This window comes from Olleya sp. KKT75 (genome assembly GCF_055635485.1).
Genome location: NZ_CM145759.1, coordinates 107,501 through 130,962, shown reverse-complemented (window position 1 = coordinate 130,962; position 23,462 = coordinate 107,501). Strand labels below are relative to the sequence as shown.

The 23,462-nt window shown below is 32.2% G+C and carries 26 protein-coding genes and 3 tRNA genes (1 of these 29 cut by a window edge); 11 read left to right on the top strand and 18 right to left on the bottom strand.

The window, feature by feature from the left end:
* Window positions 1–17: 17 nt before the first annotated feature.
* The 8 genes from ACZ2G2_RS00595 to ACZ2G2_RS00560 all read right to left on the bottom strand — a co-directional run bounded on the left by ACZ2G2_RS00595 (window position 18) and on the right by ACZ2G2_RS00560 (window position 5,275).
* Window positions 18–1,160, bottom strand: coding sequence for a lycopene cyclase family protein (locus tag ACZ2G2_RS00595; protein ID WP_470393396.1), 1,143 nt, complete (start codon window positions 1,158–1,160; stop codon window positions 18–20).
* 12 nt (window positions 1,161–1,172) lie between these two features.
* Complete coding sequence (locus tag ACZ2G2_RS00590) at window positions 1,173–1,622, bottom strand: sterol desaturase family protein (RefSeq protein WP_090839456.1); 450 nt, start codon at window positions 1,620–1,622, stop codon at window positions 1,173–1,175.
* 2 nt (window positions 1,623–1,624) lie between these two features.
* Window positions 1,625–2,464, bottom strand: coding sequence for a phytoene/squalene synthase family protein (locus ACZ2G2_RS00585; RefSeq protein WP_101202907.1), 840 nt, complete (start codon window positions 2,462–2,464; stop codon window positions 1,625–1,627).
* A 2-nt stretch (window positions 2,465–2,466) separates the two neighbouring features.
* Window positions 2,467–3,930: a phytoene desaturase family protein gene (locus ACZ2G2_RS00580; RefSeq protein WP_470393395.1), complete on the bottom strand. Its 1,464-nt coding sequence runs from the start codon at window positions 3,928–3,930 to the stop codon at window positions 2,467–2,469.
* 13 nt (window positions 3,931–3,943) lie between these two features.
* Entirely contained in the window at window positions 3,944–4,843 is a 900-nt protein-coding gene (locus ACZ2G2_RS00575; protein ID WP_470393394.1) for a MerR family transcriptional regulator, read from the bottom strand.
* 92 nt (window positions 4,844–4,935) lie between these two features.
* A tRNA-Leu gene (locus ACZ2G2_RS00570) sits at window positions 4,936–5,020 on the bottom strand.
* A gap of 53 nt (window positions 5,021–5,073) precedes the next feature.
* Window positions 5,074–5,146: transfer RNA gene (locus ACZ2G2_RS00565), tRNA-Lys, on the bottom strand.
* Between the two features lie 56 nt (window positions 5,147–5,202).
* A tRNA-Lys gene (locus tag ACZ2G2_RS00560) sits at window positions 5,203–5,275 on the bottom strand.
* 124 nt (window positions 5,276–5,399) lie between these two features.
* On the opposite strand from ACZ2G2_RS00560, the gene ACZ2G2_RS00555 reads away from it, so the two are divergent.
* Complete coding sequence (locus ACZ2G2_RS00555; RefSeq protein WP_470393392.1) at window positions 5,400–5,915, top strand: shikimate kinase; 516 nt, start codon at window positions 5,400–5,402, stop codon at window positions 5,913–5,915.
* On the opposite strand, the gene ACZ2G2_RS00550 is transcribed toward ACZ2G2_RS00555, so the two are convergent.
* Together ACZ2G2_RS00550 and ACZ2G2_RS00545 are read right to left on the bottom strand one after the other, a co-directional pair.
* Window positions 5,907–6,410, bottom strand: coding sequence for a phosphoribosyltransferase family protein (locus tag ACZ2G2_RS00550; RefSeq protein WP_470393391.1), 504 nt, complete (start codon window positions 6,408–6,410; stop codon window positions 5,907–5,909). The genes ACZ2G2_RS00555 and ACZ2G2_RS00550 overlap by 9 nt on opposite strands.
* Window position 6,411: 1 nt before the next feature.
* Entirely contained in the window at window positions 6,412–6,786 is a 375-nt protein-coding gene (locus tag ACZ2G2_RS00545; RefSeq protein WP_090839464.1) for an RNA-binding S4 domain-containing protein, read from the bottom strand.
* A gap of 80 nt (window positions 6,787–6,866) precedes the next feature.
* On the opposite strand from ACZ2G2_RS00545, the gene ACZ2G2_RS00540 reads away from it, so the two are divergent.
* Window positions 6,867–7,910: an FKBP-type peptidyl-prolyl cis-trans isomerase gene (locus ACZ2G2_RS00540; RefSeq protein WP_470393389.1), complete on the top strand. Its 1,044-nt coding sequence runs from the start codon at window positions 6,867–6,869 to the stop codon at window positions 7,908–7,910.
* Between the two features lie 69 nt (window positions 7,911–7,979).
* Here the strand turns inward: ACZ2G2_RS00540 and ACZ2G2_RS00535 are convergent, their stop codons facing one another.
* From ACZ2G2_RS00535 to ACZ2G2_RS00525, 3 genes are all read right to left on the bottom strand, one after another.
* The gene (locus ACZ2G2_RS00535; protein WP_090839468.1) at window positions 7,980–8,570 is read right to left on the bottom strand and encodes a porin family protein; all 591 of its coding nucleotides are present in this window, start codon (window positions 8,568–8,570) and stop codon (window positions 7,980–7,982) included.
* A gap of 145 nt (window positions 8,571–8,715) precedes the next feature.
* On the bottom strand, window positions 8,716–9,669 hold the full coding sequence (locus tag ACZ2G2_RS00530; RefSeq protein WP_470393388.1) for a transketolase family protein: 954 nt from the start codon (window positions 9,667–9,669) through the stop codon (window positions 8,716–8,718).
* 20 nt (window positions 9,670–9,689) lie between these two features.
* Window positions 9,690–10,535 carry a transketolase gene (locus tag ACZ2G2_RS00525; RefSeq protein WP_470393386.1) on the bottom strand — a complete coding sequence of 282 codons (846 nt, stop codon included), beginning with the start codon at window positions 10,533–10,535 and terminating at the stop codon, window positions 9,690–9,692.
* 202 nt (window positions 10,536–10,737) lie between these two features.
* Here ACZ2G2_RS00525 and tgt point away from each other — a divergent pair, with 202 nt between their 5' ends.
* From tgt to ACZ2G2_RS00480, 9 genes are all read left to right on the top strand, one after another.
* A complete protein-coding gene (gene tgt / locus ACZ2G2_RS00520) occupies window positions 10,738–11,868 on the top strand; it encodes a tRNA guanosine(34) transglycosylase Tgt (RefSeq protein ID WP_470393384.1) in 1,131 nt (376 codons plus the stop codon).
* The gene (locus tag ACZ2G2_RS00515; protein ID WP_470393382.1) at window positions 11,869–12,942 is read left to right on the top strand and encodes an LptF/LptG family permease; all 1,074 of its coding nucleotides are present in this window, start codon (window positions 11,869–11,871) and stop codon (window positions 12,940–12,942) included.
* A complete protein-coding gene (locus ACZ2G2_RS00510; protein WP_101202899.1) occupies window positions 12,929–13,837 on the top strand; it encodes a DMT family transporter in 909 nt (302 codons plus the stop codon). Before ACZ2G2_RS00515 ends, ACZ2G2_RS00510 begins: the two co-directional genes overlap by 14 nt.
* Window positions 13,838–13,946: 109 nt before the next feature.
* Window positions 13,947–14,900: an acetyl-CoA carboxylase carboxyltransferase subunit alpha gene (locus ACZ2G2_RS00505; protein ID WP_090839478.1), complete on the top strand. Its 954-nt coding sequence runs from the start codon at window positions 13,947–13,949 to the stop codon at window positions 14,898–14,900.
* Window positions 14,901–15,156: 256 nt separating this feature from the next.
* Entirely contained in the window at window positions 15,157–16,689 is a 1,533-nt protein-coding gene (dnaB, locus tag ACZ2G2_RS00500) for a replicative DNA helicase (protein ID WP_090839479.1), read from the top strand.
* 21 nt (window positions 16,690–16,710) lie between these two features.
* Window positions 16,711–17,745 carry an AI-2E family transporter gene (locus ACZ2G2_RS00495; protein ID WP_090839481.1) on the top strand — a complete coding sequence of 345 codons (1,035 nt, stop codon included), beginning with the start codon at window positions 16,711–16,713 and terminating at the stop codon, window positions 17,743–17,745.
* 145 nt (window positions 17,746–17,890) lie between these two features.
* The gene (locus tag ACZ2G2_RS00490) at window positions 17,891–19,075 is read left to right on the top strand and encodes an asparagine synthetase B (protein ID WP_090839483.1); all 1,185 of its coding nucleotides are present in this window, start codon (window positions 17,891–17,893) and stop codon (window positions 19,073–19,075) included.
* Window positions 19,076–19,215: 140 nt separating this feature from the next.
* A complete protein-coding gene (locus ACZ2G2_RS00485; protein ID WP_090839487.1) occupies window positions 19,216–19,485 on the top strand; it encodes an EF-hand domain-containing protein in 270 nt (89 codons plus the stop codon).
* A gap of 112 nt (window positions 19,486–19,597) precedes the next feature.
* Window positions 19,598–20,593: an adenylate/guanylate cyclase domain-containing protein gene (locus ACZ2G2_RS00480; RefSeq protein ID WP_470393378.1), complete on the top strand. Its 996-nt coding sequence runs from the start codon at window positions 19,598–19,600 to the stop codon at window positions 20,591–20,593.
* A gap of 2 nt (window positions 20,594–20,595) precedes the next feature.
* Here ACZ2G2_RS00480 and ACZ2G2_RS00475 read toward each other — a convergent pair whose 3' ends face one another.
* The 5 genes from ACZ2G2_RS00475 to thrS all read right to left on the bottom strand — a co-directional run.
* Window positions 20,596–21,399: an HAD family hydrolase gene (locus ACZ2G2_RS00475; RefSeq protein WP_470393376.1), complete on the bottom strand. Its 804-nt coding sequence runs from the start codon at window positions 21,397–21,399 to the stop codon at window positions 20,596–20,598.
* A gap of 163 nt (window positions 21,400–21,562) precedes the next feature.
* On the bottom strand, window positions 21,563–21,907 hold the full coding sequence (rplT, locus tag ACZ2G2_RS00470; RefSeq protein ID WP_090839493.1) for a 50S ribosomal protein L20: 345 nt from the start codon (window positions 21,905–21,907) through the stop codon (window positions 21,563–21,565).
* 100 nt (window positions 21,908–22,007) lie between these two features.
* Window positions 22,008–22,205 (bottom strand): 50S ribosomal protein L35, encoded by a 198-nt coding sequence (gene rpmI / locus ACZ2G2_RS00465; RefSeq protein WP_090839495.1) that lies wholly within the window; start codon window positions 22,203–22,205, stop codon window positions 22,008–22,010.
* 93 nt (window positions 22,206–22,298) lie between these two features.
* Window positions 22,299–22,808 (bottom strand): translation initiation factor IF-3, encoded by a 510-nt coding sequence (gene infC, locus ACZ2G2_RS00460; RefSeq protein WP_262496857.1) that lies wholly within the window; start codon window positions 22,806–22,808, stop codon window positions 22,299–22,301.
* 70 nt (window positions 22,809–22,878) lie between these two features.
* A protein-coding gene (gene thrS, locus ACZ2G2_RS00455; RefSeq protein ID WP_090839499.1) for a threonine--tRNA ligase crosses the window boundary here: on the bottom strand, window positions 22,879–23,462 show its 3' end. 1,351 nt of this gene lie beyond the right edge of the window; 584 of the gene's 1,935 nt are visible here — the last part of the coding sequence; its start codon lies off the right edge, out of view; it ends in the stop codon at window positions 22,879–22,881.

Genomic DNA, 23,462 nt, shown 5'->3' with positions numbered 1-23,462 from the left:
CAGATAAATATACGCGTTTATAGCGTTTTAAAAAAAGCTTTAATAAAGCTAAAGCTGAATAAAGACCACATAATTTTTAGATCTTCTGCAAAAGTAGATTCTTCATCTAAAAAGCGAAACATTGTATTGATATCGTTTTTACTATAGTATTGCTCAAAAATCCATTCACCTTTATGATTTTCGTCTTTTAAAACCTTTAAAAATATTTTATCGTAGAATTTATATTTTGATATAAATAGATTTTTAGAAGGGGATTGGTTGGTTTTTAAATTAGCAATAACCTTTGTTACTTTTTTCTGAGTATGTTTAAATGAATAACCTGTAGACGGTTTTACCCAGCCTCCAGCAGTTCCTATTTTAGTTATATTAGTGGTGTTATAATCATTAAACGGAAAGGTGGTCATTGGTATAATTCCAGATTCGGTTTCTGTTATGCTGTAGTCTTCAATTTTTAAAAACTCAGAAATGTATTGTTTGATATAACTATCATACGTCGATTCTTCAACTGTGTTTTCTGTAAAATAAGTAAATTCTACTAAAGCTTCAGTCTTAGAAAATGGTAACACATACATAAACGTAGTTTGGTTTCCGTCTTTTAAACGGTAGTCCATCATTGTTATCTGTGTGTCATCAAATACTGGGTGTTCCGTTTTTATAATCCAACCTTTAAAATGTTGTAATAATGTTGTGTGTGTTTTTATTTTAGTTGAAAATTCAGGTGTGACTCTACTATCAAAAACATGATTTGCAGTATAGCTATTCGTTTCGGTTGTTACTGTAACCAAATCTTTTTCTGATACGCTTGTAACCGTATCTGTTATAAAATGAATATTAGGCTTGTGTTTTAAATTCGCTTTAGCGTAATTATAAAAATCTAAGGCGCGTATACTTTTGTAGGTATAAGGAGCGAGGTTTAAATGTATTTGCTTTTTTGAACTATAAATAGTAGCTTTTTGCCAAGTTTTATAAGGCAATGCTCCCCAGTAGTTATCTTCTGTTTCCCAAAAACTCCACGTTTTGTCATTGGCGGATTTTGTATCGGGATCTATTAATGCAATTTGTTTGTCGTTAAAATATGCATCATTTACTAATGCTAAAGCTAGTTGTAGCCCGGCTAATCCATTACCAACTATTATGTAATCATAATGGGGTTTATGCATCTAAATTGTAGATTACTTTTTAAAATATTTAAAAGGAACAAATAACATCCCAAAGCATTCTCCATCACCTTTCCCTAAATGCTTGTGGTGCATTTTGTGCGCACGTCTAACACCTTTAGCGTAAATATTATTTGCGTTTCTAAACAACTTAAAACGTTGGTGTATAAATATATCGTGCACTAAAAAGTATGCTGCGCCGTAAGCCATAATACCAAGACCTATGGGAAGGCAATACCACACACCTTCATAACTCCAAAGGTAAAAGCATGTCATACTAACAATAGCATAAAATATAAAAAATGCATCATTACGCTCAAACCAACTGTCATGATCTTTGTGATGGTGATCTTTGTGTAAGCTCCATAAAAAACCATGCATGACATACTTATGTGTAAACCACGCCATAAATTCCATTGTAGAAAAGGTTCCTAAAAAAACTAATATCCAATATACTGTTTGCATTATTATAATAAATTGAGTTGGTATTTAACATAGCTACGTGTTAGGAGCTCTGCCTTTTTGTAATTAGGCACTCTAATACGTGTGTTTTTAATTTCTAAAGCTGGTGTGTTCTTTAATTTTTTTAATAATTGGTTGTAATATCGGTACGCCATAAATACACCAAATTTAGCTTCGATTGGTAATTGTTTGATTCCCTTTAGACCTTCTTCAAAGTCATGTTCGATATCTTTTATTATTAGCAATTTATCTTCTTCCGTTAAGTTAGTTAAATCTGTATTAGGAAAATAAGTTCTGTCTAATAATTCATGATCTGCTTTTAAATCTCTTAAAAAGTTTACTTTCTGAAAGGCAGAGCCTAAAGACATAGCTGTGTTTTTTAACGATTCGTATTTTTGGTTATCACCTTTAACAAATACTTTTAAGCACATTAGTCCAACGACATCAGCAGACCCGTAAATATAGTCTTTGTATTCCTGATCTGTGGTGTATTTAGTTTTTGATAGGTCTAAACGCATACTTTTCATAAACGAGTCTACCATATGCTTATCTATATTGCATTTGTGATACGTGTGTTGAAAGGCATTTAAAATAGGGTTTAAACTTATCTTTTCTTTTAAAGATAATTCTAAGTCGTTTTCAAAACGGTCAAATAATTCTTGTTTGTTATAGTCGTGAAATGTATCTACAATCTCGTCAGCAAATCTAACAAAACCATATATATTATAAATATCTTGTCTTATAGTATTAGACAACATTTTTGTTGCTAACGAAAATGAAGTACTATAAGAGGTGGTTACCACTTTACTACAATCGTAGGAAACAGCGTCAAATAATGATTTCATCTTTAGTTATTGTGGTGTTTGTTAATTAATTCTGCGACTAGTTTACCAGAAATAAGTGCTGGTGGCACGCCTGGGCCTGGTACAGTTAGTTGTCCTGTAAAATATAAATTATTGACTTTTTTACTTTTTAATTTTGGTCTTAAAAATGCAGTCTGTAATAGGGTGTTAGCCATTCCGTATGCATTTCCTTTATATGAGTTATAATCTTTTATAAAATCCTTAACACAAAAGGACTCTTTAAATATAATGTTATTTTTTACATCTTGTTTTGTTAATTTTTCAAAACGAGTTAAAATTAGGTCTAAATATTGTGCTCTAATTTCAGGTGTGTCTTCAATTCCGGGAGCAATAGGTATTAGGAAAAAGCCAGTTTCGCAGCCTTTGGGTGCCATACTACTGTCTGTTGTCGAAGGGAAATTGGCATAAAACAAAGGGTCTGATGGCCATTGTGGATTATCATAAATTTCTTCAGCATGCGCCTCAAAATTTGTGTCAAAAAACAAATTGTGATGTTGTACGTTATTCAGTTTTTTATCAAATCCGATGTAGAACAATAGGGAGGAAGGGGCGAATGTTTTCTTGCTCCAGTATTTTTCTGAATATTGTCTATGTGTTTTGTCTAATAATGTTTCTGAATGATGATAGTCAGCACCACTTAAAACAACATCAAAATCTAATATTTGATTATTTACGACTATAGACGTTGCTTTTTTATTAGCGACGTTAATTTTAGTAATAGGACTGTTGGTTTTAATGACTACTCCTAAACTTTCTGCAAGCGATTGCATTGCCTTTATAATCTCATACATTCCACCTTTTGGGTGCCATGTACCTAAACCAAAGTCGGCATAATTCATAAAATTATAAAATGAAGGGGTCTTACTAGGTTTTGCACCCAAAAATAATACGGGAAACTCTAAGGTTGAAATTAACTTTGGATTTTTAAAGTTTTTACGAACCTCTCTGCTTATAGTTTTAAAAAACTGATCTACACGAAGTGCTGTTTCTGGTGTTATTAATTCTAAAGGAGAAATACCTGGTTTTAAAACAACTTTGTTAATTGCAATATCATAGTTTTCGCCAGCTTTTTTTATAAACTTTTTAAGCGGAGTTGAGCTACCTGGTTCTATACGTTCAAATTCAGAACATATCTTATCTAAAGTATCACCGATGGTTATATTGTCATCCTTAAAAAATATTTTGTAAGCCGGAGATAATTTATCTAGTTGGTAGTAATCAGATGTTTTTTTACCAAACTCGGCAAAAAACTTGTTGAATATATCTGGCATCCAATACCAACTTGGACCAATATCAAAGGTGAAACCGTCTTTTTTAAATTGTCTGCAACGACCACCAATAGTGTCGTTTTTTTCAAAAATAGAAACAGTGTGTCCAGCTTGCGCTAAATAACAAGAAGCTGAAAGTGCAGAAAATCCGGAGCCTATAATTGCGATGTTTTTACTCATTAATTTATATTAATTATAAACTTTCTAAGACCTCTTTTGTGGTTTTAAAAGCGGCTATTTTAGGGTTTGTTATGTCTTGTAAGTAAGCAGTCATACGACCAGATATTACTAAGTTGCTGTTGCTTTTACTTAAGATGTTTTTATCAAATTCAGCAATATACTTTAAGATATGTTCTTTATCCGGCTTAACGGTAAAACAGGATACAAATGTTATATTCTCAAATTGAGATAATAGATATTGTAAACTTTCAATAGGGACACTTTGACCTAGATATATGGCGTGTGCACCTTGGTTTATGATTTCGTAATTAGTATATAATAGACCTAATTCGTGTACTTCGTTGTCAGGAAGAAATAAAACATAAGTTTTGTCGCTGTTTGAATGCTTAAAGCCACTTAAAGCATTGTCTGTGTTGATTAAAATTTTCTGCTTGATTAATTCAACTATAAAATGCTCGTGCGCTGGTGTTATGGTATCTGTTTGCCATAGTAAACCTATTTTATCTAATAACGGTACAAATATGGTATAGAAAATGTCTTTAAAAGAAAATTCATCTATTAAGTCATTATAGGTCTGATAGAATAACGCTTGATCAAAATTGATCATAGCTAGTTTAAATAAGTTAATGGCGTGAACATTTTCATCACTTTGTTCCGCAATTTCTTTAACTAACAGGGGTACTTCTTCAGATTTTAGATTTGCTATTTTTGATATTTTATACCCATTACTGTTTAAATAACTAATATTTAATATTTTTTGTAAGCTAGCTAAGCTATAATATCTAATATTAGTATCTGTCCTATTAGGTTCAAATAAGTTATAGCGCTTCTCCCATATTCTAATGGTGTGAGCCTTAATGCCTGAGAGATTCTCAAGATCTTTTATGCTGAATTTTGATTTGATATTGTTCATTATTTAGCTAAAATAGTTAAACAAAATGAGTTTTAACCATAAATGATCAAACATTTTGAAATAATTAACAATAAAATATAAATTTGGAAATGTGCGCACGAGAAGACTCGAACTTCCACGATTATAATAACCATTAGCCCCTCAAGCTAACGCGTCTACCAATTCCGCCACGTGCGCAATTTTAAAAAAAGATAAAAAAAAAAGCTAAGCAGTATGCTTAACTTTTTTTGTGACCAGTCTGGGGCTCGAACCCAGGACCCTCTCCTTAAAAGGGAGATGCTCTACCAACTGAGCTAACTGGTCTTGTATTTGTATGTAATATAAGAAAAAGGCAACCAAATACTTGACTTTTAATGTTGTGACCAGTCTGGGGCTCGAACCCAGGACCCTCTCCTTAAAAGGGAGATGCTCTACCAACTGAGCTAACTGGTCTTTTCCGTAACGGGGTGCAAATATATAAGCTTTTATCAAAAATACAAGGCTATTTTCATTTTTTTTTTTGTTTTTTTGCCTAGCATTTATGTATGAATTTAATAATCAATATATAACAACAAAAATGAACTTAATTTTAATTGGATATATGGCGTCTGGGAAATCAACAATTGGTAAAAAAGCAGCAGAATTACTGAATTTTGATTTTGTTGATTTAGATAATTATATAGAAGAAAAAGAAAATTTATCTGTTTCTGAGATTTTTAAATTAAAAGGAGAGATTCATTTTAGAAAATTAGAACAAACCTATTTAAAGGAATTGACTAATAATCTTGATAAAACAATTATTTCCTTAGGAGGTGGTACACCTTGTTTTTATGATACCATGAGTTGGTTAAATAAGTTAGATAACCTCACAACAATTTACCTAAAGGCTAGTTTAGATGTGTTAACTAATAGATTATATAAAGATAGTACTAGGCCTTTAATAGCCCATTTAGATACTAAGGAAGCATTAAAGGACTTTATTGCTAAACATATATTTGAACGTTCTTTCTTTTATAATCAGGCTAATATTGTTGTAAACTCAGTAGATTCTGAAGAGGACACTCTAAGTAATTTAATGGAAAAACTAGTTTAAATAGGCTATCCAATCTTTACCATCTAAATCTACTTGTACGTGCTCATGCAAAGAAGTTGATAAAGAAATTCCTTTGTAGTCTGCCTTTACAGGGAATTTTTTATGATTACGGTTAACAAGTACAGCTGTTTTAAATTGTTTTAAAGGGACATTCAAAAAGTGCTTGACACTATATATTAGCGTAGTTCCAGAATTTAAAACATCATCAATCAAAACCACAGACTTGTCTTGATAGTCTTGAGGCTTTACAGATGTCTTAATTGGTTTTCTTGGGTCTTTTTTATCTATCTCTATTTTGCATAGTACCGGCTTAATTGGAGATATTTTTGAAAGTATGGTTTTTAATTTTTTTGCTAAAATATAACCATTAACATCTATACCTGCTAAAACAACTTCTGTTTCGGTGGTATTAGCCTCATAAATTTGATAAGCTATTCGTCTTAACTTATTATTAATAGCTGTCGCGTCTAAAATTATGTTTTTTGGTAATTCCATATTATTGTTCATTTTCTAATGCTAGATCATCCAAATCTCTTCTATCTTTCTTTGTTGGTCGACCAACCCCTTTTTTTCTGTAATAATCTTTAGCTAATTTAAGCATTTCTTGTGCTTCAAAAGCAGATTTAGGTGTTTTATCAACGCGATATATGTCAACTAACTTAGCACCAACACGGTTAGGAGGTATGTCTAAAACGGTTAAAGTGTAATTGACTTGGTCTTTTCTTAACACAATAGTATCTGTAGGGTAAACATCTCTGCTGGGCTTTGCTACAGTATCATTTACCTTAATATGTCCTTTTTTACAGGCAGTTGTAGCTATGTTTCTAGTTTTAAAATACCTAACACACCACAAATATTTGTCTACTCGCATATAAATTATCTAAAATTGACGTTAACGTTATTGTACAAAATTATATTAAAATGTATCTTGCAACTTCAAAAATAGCAATAATGAAATTAAGAAAAATTACTTTTGGTGTTATATCTATGCTAATGTTAATTACAGCTTGTAATTCTGATGATGATACGACTACAATTTTTGTTGAAAGAGATAGACAAGAAGTATACGATGAGAATATTACAGAAATTGAAGAATATTTAACGACTCACACATACAATTATAGTGACTATGACTTTGCTAATCCATATACTTTAGCAAACGATAGTTTTGAGATTGCATTTGATACCATTAGTGCTGCTAATGGAAATTTAGATGCAATAGCATTAATAGATAGACCTGAATTAAGTAGTAAAATAGTTACTGAAAATGATATAGATCACACATTATACTTTCTAAATATTAGAGAAGGTTTAGGTAATGTTGTTCATCCTTTGGATGCGGTAGGTGTAACTTATGAGGGTATATTACTTGATGGAACTGTTTTTGACGGTGCAGATGTAGTTAATAGTCCTTTTGATTTAACTAGTGCAGGAACTTCTTTTGGAGTTATTACTGGTTTTAGAGAAGCTTTAATAGAATTTAAAACTAGAGATGGTTATAGTGAAAATGGTGATGGTACAACTACAAATCATAATTTTGGTATAGGAGCAGCATTTATACCTTCAGGTATTGCTTATTTCTCATCTAGTACAACTATAATACCTAGTTATTACCCTTTAATTTTCAAATTTGGTGTTCTTACAAGAATTAATACAGATTATGATGGAGATGGGATACCTTCTTATTTAGAAGATTTAGATGCTGATGGTGCTGGAGATGATGAAGATACAGATGGAGATAGTTTTTCCAATTTTGTAGATAGTGACGATGATAACGATGGTGTTTCGACTATAGACGAAATTATCGAAAATGTTTATGTTATTGATACTAATAATGGAGATGTAGAGCCGGTTTATGCGGATAATGAATATGAGACTACTCGAAGTCAAATTTCAGGTGTAATTACTATTAAAACAATTACATTGATGGACTCTGATAACAATGGGATAGCAGATTATTTGGAAGACACGATTTCAATTAATTACGATAATTAGTAATTAAATTATTTAATAAAAAAAGAGCCACTTTTAAAGTGGCTCTTTTTTTTTGTTGTTTAATTAAAATTATAGCATTACAGATAAACTAAGGATTAATTGGTCTGGTCTTGTGTCTAATCTATCGTTATTTACTAATGAGATGTTGTTATTTATTAATGTAGCTTCATTATCACTAAATCCTCTTTCGTATCTAAGGTCAATTCCTATTTTATTAAAACTAACACCGATTCCAAAATTTAGACCTACAGAAAAATCATCTTGAATAGAGTTTATAGTGGCATTTTCAAAATCACTATCTATTATATATTGTAATGATGGGCCAGCAAAAACATGCAAAGGTCCTAATACTTTAAGACCAATTAATAGCGGAACATCTAATTTTTTTAAGTCAAATTCTCCTGCGATATAATCACTTTTAGTAGCTGTGTAAACTAATTCAGGTCTAAAATAGACTTTGGTACCTACTTTTGCAAAAACGCCAATATGGTACCCTAAGTTACGGTCTGGGTTTTGGTAGCTGTTTGTTGCGGATTCAAAATAATCTCCATTACCATTATAGTTTAAACCTCCTTTAATCCCAAAACCACTTTCGGTTTGAGCATAGATACATGTAGAAACTAATAGCGTTGCAATTGATGTTAAAATTAAATTTTTCATAATTGTAGTTTTTTTGATGAACACCATTTATAACGAAAATTGTGCCAAAATATTTTAGATAAGTTGTTATGTCTTTGTCAAGAAAGCAAAAAGGCGTTTAAAACAAATTGTTTTAAACGCCTTTTTTTTAGTCTATATTTTAGATCTATTTTCTTTTTACAACTTTTTCGCAAGCCTTTACGATAGCTTCTGCATTTAAACCGTATTTTTCCATTAATTGAGCAGGTGTACCTGACTCTCCAAATGTATCGTCTGTAGCAACAAACTCTTGAGGTGTTGGTTGATTTTGAGATAGTATTCTAGAAACACTTTCGCCTAAACCACCTAACTTATTGTGTTCTTCTGCAGTAACAACACATTTTGTTTTCTTAACAGACTCAATAATAGCATTAGCATCTAATGGCTTTATAGTGTGGATATTTATAACCTCTGCAGAAATACCTTTTTCGTTTAGAACCTTAGCAGCTTCTAATGCTTCCCAAACTAAGTGTCCAGTCGCAACGATAGTTACATCTGTACCATCTTGCAAATGTAATGCTTTCCCGATTTCAAACTTCTGATCAGCAGGTGTAAAGTTAGCTACTTTTGGACGTCCAAAACGCAAGTAGACAGGACCATCATGGTCTGCAATAGCTATTGTGGCAGCTTTGGTCTGGTTGTAATCACAAGTGTTAATTACAGTCATTCCTGGAAGCATTTTCATTAGTCCAATATCTTCAAGGATTTGGTGTGTTGCACCATCTTCACCTAAAGTTAATCCGGCGTGAGAGGCACAGATTTTTACGTTTTTATCAGAATAAGCAATACTTTGTCTTATTTGATCGTATACACGACCAGTAGAAAAGTTAGCAAATGTACCTGTAAAAGGAATTTTTCCTCCAATAGTTAAACCCGCTGCAATCCCCATCATGTTTGCTTCAGCAATTCCAATTTGAAAAAAACGTTTTGGATTTTCTTCTATAAACTGATTCATTTTTAAAGAACCAATTAAATCTGCGCAAAGTGCTACAACATTAGGGTTTGTTCTACCTAATTCTGTCAATCCGTCTCCAAAACCTGATCTTGTATCTTTACTTCCTGTATTTGTATATGTTTTCATTTTGTCTTAATTCAAGTTGATTAATAATCGCCTAACGTTTCAGGGTTTTGCTCTAATCCAATAGCTAGTTGCTCATCATTAGGTGCTTTTCCATGCCAAGCATGTGTATGCATCATAAAATCTACACCATTACCCATTACTGTTTTTAGTAATACACATACTGGTTTTCCTTTTCCTGTTAAGCTTTTTGCTTCTGCCATACCTTTTAATATAGCATCAATATTGTTACCAGCTTCAATGTCTAAAACAGTCCATCCAAAAGCTTCAAATTTAGCTCTGAAACTTCCCATTGGTAAAACAGTATCTGTAGAACCGTCAATTTGCTGACCATTTAAATCAATAGTTGCAATAATGTTATCTACTTTTTTTCCAGAAGCATACATAATTGCTTCCCAGTTTTGACCTTCTTGCATTTCTCCATCACCATGTAAACTGTACACTAAATGCTTATCACCATTTAATTTTTTAGCTTGGGCAGCACCTAAAGCAACACTTAAACCTTGACCTAAAGATCCAGACGCAATTCTAATACCAGGTAGTCCTTCGTGAGTTGTTGGGTGTCCTTGTAATCTTGTATTTATTAATCTAAAAGTATTTAATTCTTCTACAGGGAAATAACCACTTCTTGCTAATACACTATAAAAGACAGGAGAAATATGACCATTAGATAGAAAAAATAGATCCTCTCCAATACCGTCCATATCAAAACCTTCTTTTCTGTCCATTATGTCTTGATAAAGTGCTACCAGAAATTCTGTGCAACCTAATGAACCTCCTGGGTGTCCAGAATTTACTTTGTGTACCATACGTAAAATATCTCTACGTACTTGAGTAGTTAAATCTTCTAATTGTTGTGTGCTTGCCATGTTGTATGGGTTAATTATTTTGTTTCAAAATTAGTTTTTTAATATGCCTTTACCAAGATTATTGATGACACTTATTAACGAAATGTACCGATTTCTTAACAATTACAATTAATTAGAGTATTCAGAAACAATTTTAGCAACTATTTAGGACCCTTTGTGTTTTTCTTATATATATTTGTTAGCTGAAGATTTAAGAGATATAATGACTTTCGATTTAAAAGCAAAAGACACACAAAGTAACGCAAGAGCAGGAGTAATGACTACGGATCATGGTGTAATAGAAACACCTATTTTTATGCCTGTAGGTACTGTTGGTTCTGTAAAAGGTGTGCACCAAAGAGAATTAAAAGATGATATTAATCCTGATATTATTTTAGGAAATACTTATCACTTGTATTTGAAACCTCAAATTGATGTTTTAGAAAAAGCGGGTGGTTTGCATAAATTTATGAATTGGGATAGAAATATCTTGACAGATTCTGGTGGGTACCAAGTGTACTCTTTATCAGGAAATAATAAAATAAAAGAGGAAGGTGTTAAGTTTAAGTCTCATATTGACGGAAGCTACCATATGTTTACTCCTGAAAATGTTATGGAAATCCAACGTAGTATTGGAGCTGACATTATTATGGCGTTTGACGAATGCACACCTTATCCATGTGACTATAATTACGCAAGACGATCTATGCATATGACGCATCGTTGGTTAGAGCGTTGTATCACACATTTAGAAAAAACACCGTTTAAATACGATTATTCACAATCGTTTTTCCCAATTGTACAAGGAAGCACTTATAAGGATTTGCGTAAACAATCAGCAGAGTATATAGCAGGTGTTGGAGCAGAAGGTAATGCTATTGGTGGATTATCTGTGGGAGAGCCAGCTGAAGAAATGTATGCGATGACAGAGGTTGTTACAGATATACTACCTTGGGATAAACCACGTTATTTAATGGGAGTTGGAACGCCTATAAATATATTAGAAAATATTGCTCTAGGAGTTGATATGTTTGATTGTGTTATGCCAACACGTAATGCCAGAAATGGGATGTTATTTACAGCGTACGGATCAATAAATATTAAAAATCTAAAATGGCGTGAAGATTTTTCGCCAATAGATGAAATGGGAATTACATATGTAGATACCGAATACAGTAAAGCATATTTACGTCACTTGTTTAACGTGAATGAGTTATTAGGAAAACAAATAGCAACCATCCATAATTTAGGGTTTTATTTATGGCTAACTAGAGAAGCTAGAAAGCATATTATTGCAGGAGACTTTAAAGCATGGAAAGATAAAATGGTTAAACAAATGAATAATCGTCTGTAAGTGAAAATATTAGATTGGTACATATTAAAACGTTATTTACTAACTTTTGCAGTTATGCTATTGTTGTTTATACCTATTGGTATAACAGTACATTTGGCTGAGAAAATTGGAAAAATATTAGAAAACAATGTGCCTTTCGGCGAAGTCATGCAGTACCTTTTAGACTTTACCATATATTTTGCCCATTTACTATTTCCTCTATTTTTATTTTTATCGGTTATTTGGTTTACCTCAAAATTAGCTAATAATACAGAAATTGTTGCTTTTTTAAGTTCAGGTGTTTCTTTCTCACGATTTTTAAGGCCTTATTTAATTGGCGCAGTCATTGTTGCTATTATCTCTATAGTTTTAGGTTTATATTTAGCGCCAAACGCAAGTAAAGGATTTAATAATTTTAAGTATAAATACCTCTCTGGCAAGAAAACAACTAATAGTACCAATGTCCTGAAGCAGATTAATGACAATGATATTATTTATGTTACTAGCTTTGATACTAAAAATAAAACAGGTGTTAACTTTACTTTAGAGCATTTTGAAAATAATAAAATGGAGTATAAGATAAGTGCCTCTAATATTAGGTATATAGAAGAGGATTCTGCATTTGTTTTACGTAATTACGTTAAAAGGACAATAGGTGAAGATTCTGATAAGTTGGAGTTACAAAGAAAAAAAGACACACTCTTCAGCTTCGATTTAGAAGATTTAACACCAGAAGATTATATTGCAGAAACACTACGTTATAATGAGCTTGTTAATTTTATTGATAGAGAAGAAAAACGTGGATCAAAATTTATAGGGAGGTACAAATTAGCTAAATATCAAAAATGGAGCTTACCAGTATCAGTCTTTATCCTAACTATTATTGCTGTAGCTGTATCTTCAAGAAAACGAAGAGGAGGTATGGGAGTTAATTTAGCGTTTGGTATCTGTATAGCTATGATATTTGTCTTTTTCGATAAAATTTTCGGTACACTAGCGTCTCAATCAAATTTTTCGCCATTACTAGCAGTATGGTTTCCAAATATTATTTTCGGAATTCTAGCCATAATATTACTGCGAAATGCAAAACGATAAGCTTAAAAATTATTTACACTTACATTTACTAGTATTTATTGCTGGCTTTACTGCTATTATTGGAAAGTTAATAACCTTAAATGCGGTAAGTTTAGTTTGGTATAGGATGCTTATAGCAACCGTTTTGATGTTTGTCTATATAAAAATAGCTAAGATTAATATTTCTATTAACAGAAAAGCGTTTTTTAAATTAGCTATTGCCGGAATTATAATAGCGTTACATTGGATTACATTTTTTGGTTCTATTCAAGTATCTAATGCATCTATAGCATTAGCCATGTTTTCTACAGGTGCTTTTTTTGCGTCATTTATAGAGCCCATTATTTATAAACGAAAAATTATTACCTACGAGATTGTTTTTGGTCTTATTGTGGTTCTAGGTATTTATCTAATTGTTAGAAGCGAATTCAGATATATTGAAGGTATGATTTTAGGTGTTATTTCTGCTTTTTTATCATCATTATTTGCGGTGCTAAATGGTAAATTCTTGGAAGAGCATTCAGCGACCAAAATCTCTTTTTATGAGTTTATTAGTGGTGTGTTTTTTATCACATTATATATCGCGATGTTTGGGGATGGATTTAATGCAAATCATTTTAATGTTTCATTATCAGATTGGTTTTGGTTATTTGTTTTAGCTTCAGTATGCACAGCATATGCCTTTATTGCATCCGTACATGTTATGCGCTTTATTAGTCCATATACAGTTGTATTGACTTATAATTTAGAACCTATTTATGGAATTGGTTTAGCCTTAATTTTATTTCCAGAGTCAGAGACAATGTCGTCTTCGTTTTATATAGGTGCTTTTATTATTCTAGGTGTTGTTTTAAGTAATGGTATTCTTAAAAACTGGAAGAACTTCAAAAAAAACAAGATTAAAGAAACTAATTGATTATCAAAATTTAACGTAAAAAAGCATGTATTTTAATCAAATTCTTAAAATTTGAAATAAAAAATATGTAATTTTGCTAGCTAACAAATAAACAAAACTATCATTCCCTATGGAATATTTAGAATTTGAATTACCGATTAAAGAACTAGAAGAGCAACTAGGAAAGTGTCAAATTATTGGAGAAGAGAGTGATGTAGATGTGACACAGACTTGCAAGCAAATTGAAAAAAAGCTTGTAGCAACAAAAAAAGAAATATACAAAAACCTTACCCCATGGCAACGTGTACAAATGTCACGTCACCCGGATAGACCTTATACCTTAGATTATATTAAATCGCTTTGTGGAGAGTCTTTTTTAGAGCTTCATGGAGACAGAAGTTTTAAGGATGACAAGGCTATGATTGGTGGTTTAGGTAAAATTGGAGATCAAAGCTTTATGTTTATTGGTCAACAAAAAGGGTACAATACAAAAACTAGACAATACCGTAATTTTGGTATGGCTAACCCTGAAGGGTATCGTAAAGCATTACGACTAATGAAATCTGCTGAGAAATTCGGAATTCCGGTTGTAACTTTATTAGATACGCCAGGTGCTTATCCTGGTTTAGAAGCTGAAGAACGTGGACAAGGTGAAGCTATTGCCAGAAACATTTTAGAAATGACACGTTTAAAAGTGCCTATTATTACCATAGTAATTGGTGAAGGTGCTTCAGGAGGTGCTTTAGGTATTGGAGTAGGAGATAAGATCATGATGTTAGAAAACACATGGTATTCTGTTATTTCGCCAGAATCTTGTTCTTCTATATTATGGAGAAGTTGGGAATATAAAGAGTTAGCTGCTGAAGCGTTAAAGTTAACGCCTACAGATATGAAAAAAATGAAAATTGTTGACGAAATCATTAAAGAACCTCTTGGAGGTGCTCATTCTGATAGAGAAACAACGTTTAAAACGGTATCTGAAGCAATCGTTTCTGCTTATGATGAGTTTAAAAACTTATCACCAAAGGATTTAGTAAATAAGCGTATCGAAAAATATTGTGACATGGGAGTTTTTAAGGGTTAATCCTTATAAAACCATTTGCTAACATAAATCTGAAGTTTAGGCTTCAGGTTTTTTTTATGCTTATTAACAAAAAATCAGACTTATTAACACTATAAATGTTGATGACCTGTTAAGATTGAGTAACTTTGTAATTCAATTGTTCTTAACAATTTATTTACTTTCGCTAAGTCTTAAATTAGGTGGTTTTGAACTACTTTTTAATCAATATTTAACCAAAAAATCATTAAGTTTTTTAACTTAAAATTAGAACAAATCAATGAAGCAACCCAATCAAGTAAAAGGCTATCAAGTTGATAGAAGTACCATAATTAACCTTGAAAAAGGGAAGATTCCACCTCAAGCTTTAGATTTAGAGGAGGTAGTACTTGGTGCTATGATGATTGATAAAAAGGGTGTGGATGAAGTAATTGATATTTTAAGTGCTGATGCCTTCTATAAAGAAGCACATCAACACATCTTCGAAGCTATCTTTATGTTGTTCCAGGAAAGTCAACCTATTGACTTATTAACAGTTTCGACGCAATTAAAGACAAATTCGAAATTAGATTTAGCTGGTGGAGATTTTTACTTGATTTCCTTAACGCAAAAAGTATCGTCTTCTGCCCATATCGAGTTTCATGCACGAATTATTTTACAGAAATTTATTCAGCGTAGTTTAATTAAGATTTCTTCAGAGATTATTGAAGAAGCTTATGACGAGACGCAGGATGTTTTTGATTTATTAGATAAAGCAGAATCTCGACTTTACGAAGTAACGCAAGGAAACATTAAAAAATCAAGTGAAACAGCACAAGATCTTGTAATACAAGCCAAAAAGAAAATTGAAGAAATCTCTAAAAAAGAGGGAATGAGTGGAGTGCCTTCTGGTTTTAATAAACTAGATAAACTTACTTCTGGATGGCAAGAAAGTGATTTAATTATTATCGCAGCACGTCCAGGTATGGGTAAAACTGCCTTTACTTTGACAATGGCAAGAAATGTTGCCGTAAATTCAAATATACCGGTTGCCTTTTTCTCTCTAGAGATGGCATCTGTACAATTAATTACACGTTTAATTTCTAGTGAAACTGGATTGTCTTCAGAAAAACTAAGAACAGGAAAATTAGAGAAACACGAGTGGGAACAGCTTAACGTAAAAGTAAAAGCTCTGGAGAAGGCGCCACTATTTATTGATGACACACCTTCGCTTTCTATTTTCGATTTACGTGCAAAAGCGCGTCGTCTAGCTTCACAACATGGTATTAGAATGATCATGATTGATTATTTACAGTTAATGACAGCTGCTGGTTCAGGTGGTAACCGTGAACAAGAAATATCAACTATTTCACGTAACTTAAAAGCATTAGCTAAAGAATTAAGTTTACCTGTAATTGCACTTTCACAATTATCGCGTGCTGTGGAAACACGTGGAGGAAGTAAACGTCCTTTACTATCCGATTTACGTGAATCTGGTGCAATTGAGCAAGATGCCGATATTGTAAGTTTTATTTACAGACCTGAATATTATAAAATTGACGAGTGGGATGATGAAGAGCGTTCTCCTACAGAAGGTCAAGGTGAGTTTATTGTAGCAAAACACCGTAATGGTGGTTTAGAAAGTATTAGACTTAAATTTATCGGACATTTAGGTAAGTTTGATAACTTGGATGATTTTGATACACCTTTTGGTCAAGAGTTTCATAGTAAAATGAATGCTGCCGCAAATGACAATACATTTGCTCCAGATAATTTCCCTTCTGCTAACGATGCTTTTGGTGCACCGGAAGAAGATAATGATGTACCTTTTTAATATAAATTAACTATTACTTTGATGGATAAAATCAAAACTACTAATTACCTACTTTTAATAATTGTAATACCAATTATATTTTATCTGTTAAAAGTGTTGTCTTTTATATTTGTACCATTGGTATTTTCAATGTTTATAGCATTACTATTTTTACCATTGATGCGTTTTTTACGCAAGCGTAAGCTTCCAAAAGCAATTAGTGTTTTAATAGTGCTTTTAGTGATTGCATTAGGTGTTAAGTTAGGAGTTGAGCTAGTTAAATTATCAAGTAAAGAAATTATCGCTTCAGATTCTCAATTTTTTCATAAGGCAGAAGACAAAATCAATCTTTTAATTGATAATACAGAAGCTTTCTTTGGAGTGGACAAAGTAGAAGGTAGTAGATCATTAACTAGACTTTTAAATAAAGACGCACTATTAAGTAATCTATCACCAACCATTAGTTTTATTACTAAATTTTTGACAGCGTTATTAATGACGACGTTCTTTGTTGTGCTTTGGTTGGCGGAATCTATAAATGTAGAGCAGTTAATTAATAAGACCATTCTAAAAAAGAAACATACCTCTATCAAAACCTTCATGAAGATAGAAAAGGACTTAATTAAATTCATTAAAGTTAAGTTTTTAGTAAGCTTCCTGACAGGTGTTTTTACAGGGTTAGCATGTTACTTTTTTGATGTTAGTTTCCCTATCTTTTGGGGTTTATTCGCATTCTTAATCAATTTTGTTCAAATGGTAGGTTCTTTTATAACAGTAATACTATTGTCTCTTTTTGCATTTGTGGAGTTAGAAACGTCTAGTAAACTTCTGTTTTTTGTGCTATCAATTGCAGGTACACAAGTATTATATGGAAGTATTTTAGAGCCTGTATTTATGGGTAAATCTTTTTCTATAAACATTATAGCAGTCTTGGTTATGTTAATGTTTTGGGGCTTTATTTGGGGTATTCCTGGGTTAATTATGGCAATACCAATTACAGTGTTTTTAAAAATTATTTTAGAGCAATTTCCAAGAACAAAGATCATCTCAGATCTGCTTTCTGGGTCTCCTAGTTAATTTAATACTAATCTCTTTTTTTGAAGTCGGTTTTTTAAGTATCTTTCAATTTATAAAACCATCTTTTTAAATGAAAAAAATAGCAATATTTCTATTTCTGTTTCTATTTGCAAACCAATTGTTTGCGTCGTACATCCTTATTCCTATGGATGCGGATACTCAGAAAAATCATTTAAAAGCTTATGGTATTACTTATTGGACGCTAGAAAAAAATGTAAAAGTTAAGTGGCTACTTAACTATAGAGGTGGTGCTTTTTTGTTGCCAGATAGTGCAGAAATTCAGCGAGAATGCCAAATTAGAGGTGTCAGTTTTGAGATTATATCAGATTCTAAAACACAACAAATTCTAGAAGATATTGCTAGTCCAAGTAAAAACATGGAAGCAGTAGTCTTAGAAAAAGCACCAAAAATTGCAGTCTATACACCACAAGGAAAATTACCTTGGGATGATGCAGTTACTATGGTATTAAGTTATGCCGAAATTCCATACGAAACAATCTATGACGAAGGCGTTTTAAAAGACGAATTATTATTATACGATTGGTTGCATTTACACCACGAAGATTTTACAGGACAGTTTGGTAAGTTTTATGCTAGATACCGTCAAGCAGCTTGGTACATCCAAGAAAAAAAGGAAGCAGAAGCTTTAGCTACAAAACTTGGATATTCTAAAGTATCAGAAGAAAAACGTGACGTAGCACTAAAAATTAGAGATTATGTTGTTGGTGGAGGGTTTATGTTCGCCATGTGCAGTGCAACCGAAAGTTTTGATATCGCATTATCTGCTGCAGGTATAGACATATGCGAGCCCATGTTTGATGGAGATGCCAGTGACGCTAACTACCAATCCAAATTAGACTTCTCTAAAACGTTCGCTTTTAAAGATTATACATTAGAGCGTAGTGCGCTAGTCTATGAGTTTTCAAGTATTGATATGACCATGAAACGTAAAATACCCAAACAAACGGACTATTTTTCGTTAATGGATTTCTCAGCTAAATGGGATCCAATTCCTAGTATGTTATGTCAAAATCATACGGCATTAGTTAAAGGGTTTATGGGACAAACAACCTCGTTTACTAGAGACCAAATAAAGTCAAACGTATTAGTCATGGGAGAAAATAAAACAAATGGAGAGGCTAAATACATTCATGGTATAAAAGGAAAAGGCTTTTTTACATTTTATGGTGGCCACGACCCAGAGGACTATACACACCAAGTTGGTGATCCTAAAACCGAATTAGAATTGCATCCAACATCTCCAGGTTACAGATTAATACTTAATAATGTGTTATTCCCTGCAGCAAAAAAGAAAAAACAGAAAACTTAATATTTGGGCGTTACCATAAGGGGCAGGCTCTCAAGGCTCGCACTCTGCGAGGTGCTCAAACAAACCTTTCCATCCTTAACGCATCAGGACAATCGTTAGGTTTAAATTATAAATCAGTATTCATTCAATCTAAAAGTATTATGTCAACAAAAGATCAAATCCTAAAAAAAATAGAAATTTTAATTACTAATCATTTTGATTCTCCTCAAAAAGCTTTTTCGTTTTTTGATAACGATGGTGACAAACAATTATCTAAGTCCGAAATTAAAAACTTATTACAAGAAGCAGAAATTAGTGGATTTATTCGAGGTATAGTATCATCAAAACTTATTGAAGGATATGATAAAGATGGCGATGGTTTAATAAGTTGGTCAGAGTTTCAATTAGCTTTAGAAGAGATTTCTGAATAATTCACTCTACATTTTGAAAAACATTGTATTTCCATTTGTAAGGCTATTAATTGCAACCATTATATTTTGGTCGTTGTCCTTTTGTCTCTTTATTACAGTTCGCTATTATCAAGTGGGTACAGAAGGAGGAAAGGCATTTCAAATAGGGAAAGGACTTCAAGAATTAGATGTGGATGTTGTACCGTTCATTTATTGGTTAGAGTTTGGCCTTTATGCAGGAATTGTAGTGGGGTTTGTATATGCAATTGTAGAGTTTCTCTTTCAAAAATTACATTTAGACAAACTAGCTACAGGTTTAGTTTTATTGCAGAAGTCATTTATTTATCTACTAATGTTGGTGTTGTCAACAAACTTTATTGTTCACTTAATAGAAGTTCAGATTGATAGAAATCTACCTAACGAGTCAGGTTGGTGGATAGAAAATAAGGTGTTTTGGTTAGTGGTTGGTTATTTTGTAATCTGTTCATTAATATTTTCTTTCTTTAAATTAGCAAAAGAAAACTTTGGAAGAGGTGTGTTTTTTAATCAACTTATCGGTAAATATAAAAAACCAAGAGAGGAAAGGCGCATTTTTATGTTTCTAGATCTTCAAGCGTCAACAACTATTGCAGAACAATTAGGGCATTTTAAGTACAGTGAGTTAATTCAAGAGTGTTTTTACGATCTAAATCATGTACTGCCTAATTTTGACGCAGAGATATATCAATATGTCGGAGACGAGGCAGTAATTAGCTGGTCTTTTGATAGAGGAATAAAAGATAATAACTGTGTGGAGTTATTCTATAAATTTCAAGATAGATTGCTTAAAAAGCAAAAATCTTACATCAAAAAATTCGGTTTACTCCCTAAATTTAAAGCAGGATTGCATGGCGGAAAGTTAATTGTAACAGAAGTCGGTTCAATTAAAAAGGAGATTGCATATCATGGTGATGTTATTAATACATCAGCAAGAATACAAGGAGAATGTAATACCTACAGTCAAACTTTACTTATTTCAGAAATACTGCTGCAAAATCTAAAATTGCATAAGTATAAGTTGGAATCTATAGGAAATATATCTCTAAAAGGAAAAGAGCAGGAGGTAAAGCTGTTTTCTATCAATAGGTAAGTTTATTTTAGACTAGCTATTAATTGTTTGATAATGTGTTCTACACCATTGTCATCATTAGTTTTAGTGGTATAATTAGCAATACTTTTTACATTAGGATGCGCATTTTCCATTGCATAGCTAAAATGCGCTAATTTCAGCATTTCTATATCATTATTATAATCGCCAAAAACCATAGTTTCTGCTTCACTTATATTATAAATTTCTTGTATATGCTTTATAGCATAGCCTTTATTAGCGATGTTTTCCGAAATATCTACCCAATGATTTGCAGATACTTTTACTTTAAAATCACTTTCAAGATGTTTTACAGCTGGATAAATATGTTTTTCAGAGCTTTCCTCATGATACAGTGCTATTTTATAAACAGGTTCCTTAATATCATCTAAGCTATCTATTACGTCGTAATTGGAGTAGTATTCACTTAAAAGCGACATCAGTTTTTTAGATTTACTAATAACATACGCTTTGTCTTTTGTGCAAAACACTGGATGGGCATCATGTAATGTCGTAACTAACTTAGCAATACTATTTAAGTTATCCGGATTAAATGTATTCGAAATTATCAACTTATTATTTTCTACCGCTAATCCACCATTCTCAGAGACTATAATAATATCATCTTTTATAGTTGCCAATTTGTCAATCATACTATAGTATGGACGTCCACTAGCAGCAACAAAAAGTATGTTTTTTTCTTTTAATACTTTGTACAATTCAAAAAACTCAGCACTGACTTCGTGGTTTGAGTTTAATAAAGTACCATCTAAGTCAGATACGATTAATTTTATTTGGTTTAAAATCATAAGATAGCATTCTATTTTGTTGTAAAATTAAAGATTACGATTGGTAAAAGACAATTATTAAAGTTAAGTAATAATTAAAAGGCATAAAAAAATCCGATTCAATTAAGAATCGGATTTTCTATGTTATAAGCGAAGTATTGTTATACAATTGGCAAAATGCCTTTTATTTTACTTTGTTCACAATTGCTTCAAAAGCATCTGGATTGTTCATCGCTAAATCAGCTAAAACCTTACGGTTTAATTCGATATTGTTAGCTTTTACTTTCCCCATAAATTGTGAGTAAGTCATTCCATGTAATCTAGCTCCAGCGTTAATACGCGTGATCCATAGTGCACGGAAAGTCCTCTTTTTATTTCTACGGTCTCTGTATGCATATTGCATAGCTTTATCAACCGCATTTTTTGCTACTGTCCAAACGTTTTTACGACGTCCAAAGTAACCTTTTGCTTGTTTAAGCACCTTTTTTCTTCTGGCTCTTTTGGCAACAGAATTTACTGATCTAGGCATAATTTTAATGTATTTTGTAGTAGGCGGTTAATTAATAACACTTTGTATGGGCCTAACTCCAGGGTTTATAAATAATAATTTGTAACCAATTAAGGTAATGTTACTTTAAACGCATCATTACTTTAATGTTGTTCTCATCCGCTTTATGTACTAAACCGTCATGAGTTAACTTAAGCTTACGCTTTTTAGACTTCTTTGTTAAGATGTGACTCTTAAAAGCGTGCTTTCTTTTAATTTTACCAGTACCTGTAAGCTTGAAACGCTTTTTAGCACTAGATTTTGTTTTCATTTTAGGCATTTTGTTTCCTAGTTTTAATTATTTCGCTTATAATATTTTTAGTGCTAAACATGTTTAGCATCTTGATAATCTAGATAGTTAGACTTTTAAAATCTACTTCTTTGGAGCAATAAACATTGTCATACGTTTCCCTTCAAGTCTTGGCATCTGTTCTACTTTACCAATTTCTTCCAAATCTTGGGCTAAACGTAATAATAATATTTGTCCTTGCTCTTTAAACACAATCGATCGTCCCTTAAAGAAAACAAATGCTTTTAGCTTTGCACCTTCTTTTAAGAATTTTTCGGCGTGTTTTTTCTTAAACTCGTAATCATGATCATCTGTTTGTGGTCCAAACCGAATTTCTTTAATTACAACTTTAGTAGCCTTGGATTTTAATGCTTTTTCCCGCTTCTTCTGTTCATAAAGAAACTTCTTGTAATCCATTATTTTACATACAGGTGGAACTGCTTTTGGCGAAATTTCTACCAAGTCAAGTTCTTGCTCTCTTGCAAATTCTCTTGCCTCTTTAGTGGTATAGATTCCTACTTCAACATTCTCTCCAACTAGACGCACTTTTTCTGCTCTAATCTTACCGTTAATGTTGTGCTGATCTTCCTTAATGATTCTTGCCGGACCTCTTGATCTTTTTCTACGTATTGCTATGACTTATATATTTTAGTTAAACTTAATTTTAAAATTGTCTTTTGGTCTTATTTATCTCTGTTTTAACAATCTCTGCAAAGGTATCTACACTAATCGTGCCTAAATCTTCACCGCCATGTTGTCTGACAGATATCATGTTTTCCGCTTCTTCTTGCTCTCCAATGATAATCATATAAGGCGTTTTACTCATTTCAGCCTCTCTAATTTTCTTACCAATGGTCTCACTTCTGTTGTCTACAAGTGCGCGAATCTCGTGATTTTCTAGCAAAGTTAAAACATTTTGACCGTATTTCTCGTATTTCTCACTAAGAGTTAATATAGAAACTTGATTTGGCATTAACCAAAGCGGAAAATTCCCACCAGTATGTTCTAATAAAATGGCTATAAAACGTTCCATACTTCCAAAAGGAGCACGGTGTATCATTACCGGTCTGTGCGATTCATTATCACTACCTTTATAAGATAATTCAAAACGTTCAGGTAAATTATAGTCAACCTGAATAGTTCCTAATTGCCATTGTCTACCTAAAGCATCCTTTACCATAAAGTCTAATTTAGGACCGTAAAAAGCAGCTTCGCCAGTTTCTATAACATAATTTAAGTTTTTATCCT

Bases quoted from the DNA above. Each gene is read 5' to 3' on its own strand.
- rpmI (WP_090839495.1), bottom strand. From the start codon at position 22,205: ATGCCTAAAATGAAAACAAAATCTAGTGCTAAAAAGCGTTTCAAGCTT.
- ACZ2G2_RS00585 (WP_101202907.1), bottom strand. From the start codon at position 2,464: ATGAAATCATTATTTGACGCTGTTTCCTACGATTGTAGTAAAGTGGTA.
- ACZ2G2_RS00530 (WP_470393388.1), bottom strand. From the start codon at position 9,669: ATGAAAACATATACAAATACAGGAAGTAAAGATACAAGATCAGGTTTT.
- ACZ2G2_RS00590 (WP_090839456.1), bottom strand. From the start codon at position 1,622: ATGCAAACAGTATATTGGATATTAGTTTTTTTAGGAACCTTTTCTACA.
- ACZ2G2_RS00510 (WP_101202899.1), top strand. From the start codon at position 12,929: ATGCAAAACGATAAGCTTAAAAATTATTTACACTTACATTTACTAGTA.
- ACZ2G2_RS00535 (WP_090839468.1), bottom strand. From the start codon at position 8,570: ATGAAAAATTTAATTTTAACATCAATTGCAACGCTATTAGTTTCTACA.
- dnaB (WP_090839479.1), top strand. From the start codon at position 15,157: ATGAAGCAACCCAATCAAGTAAAAGGCTATCAAGTTGATAGAAGTACC.
- ACZ2G2_RS00490 (WP_090839483.1), top strand. From the start codon at position 17,891: ATGGATGCGGATACTCAGAAAAATCATTTAAAAGCTTATGGTATTACT.
- tgt (WP_470393384.1), top strand. From the start codon at position 10,738: ATGACTTTCGATTTAAAAGCAAAAGACACACAAAGTAACGCAAGAGCA.
- ACZ2G2_RS00555 (WP_470393392.1), top strand. From the start codon at position 5,400: ATGAACTTAATTTTAATTGGATATATGGCGTCTGGGAAATCAACAATT.
- ACZ2G2_RS00475 (WP_470393376.1), bottom strand. From the start codon at position 21,399: ATGATTTTAAACCAAATAAAATTAATCGTATCTGACTTAGATGGTACT.
- ACZ2G2_RS00575 (WP_470393394.1), bottom strand. From the start codon at position 4,843: ATGAACAATATCAAATCAAAATTCAGCATAAAAGATCTTGAGAATCTC.
- ACZ2G2_RS00550 (WP_470393391.1), bottom strand. From the start codon at position 6,410: ATGGAATTACCAAAAAACATAATTTTAGACGCGACAGCTATTAATAAT.
- ACZ2G2_RS00595 (WP_470393396.1), bottom strand. From the start codon at position 1,160: ATGCATAAACCCCATTATGATTACATAATAGTTGGTAATGGATTAGCC.
- ACZ2G2_RS00505 (WP_090839478.1), top strand. From the start codon at position 13,947: ATGGAATATTTAGAATTTGAATTACCGATTAAAGAACTAGAAGAGCAA.
- ACZ2G2_RS00525 (WP_470393386.1), bottom strand. From the start codon at position 10,535: ATGGCAAGCACACAACAATTAGAAGATTTAACTACTCAAGTACGTAGA.
- ACZ2G2_RS00545 (WP_090839464.1), bottom strand. From the start codon at position 6,786: ATGCGAGTAGACAAATATTTGTGGTGTGTTAGGTATTTTAAAACTAGA.
- rplT (WP_090839493.1), bottom strand. From the start codon at position 21,907: ATGCCTAGATCAGTAAATTCTGTTGCCAAAAGAGCCAGAAGAAAAAAG.
- ACZ2G2_RS00580 (WP_470393395.1), bottom strand. From the start codon at position 3,930: ATGAGTAAAAACATCGCAATTATAGGCTCCGGATTTTCTGCACTTTCA.
- ACZ2G2_RS00485 (WP_090839487.1), top strand. From the start codon at position 19,216: ATGTCAACAAAAGATCAAATCCTAAAAAAAATAGAAATTTTAATTACT.
- ACZ2G2_RS00540 (WP_470393389.1), top strand. From the start codon at position 6,867: ATGAAATTAAGAAAAATTACTTTTGGTGTTATATCTATGCTAATGTTA.
- ACZ2G2_RS00495 (WP_090839481.1), top strand. From the start codon at position 16,711: ATGGATAAAATCAAAACTACTAATTACCTACTTTTAATAATTGTAATA.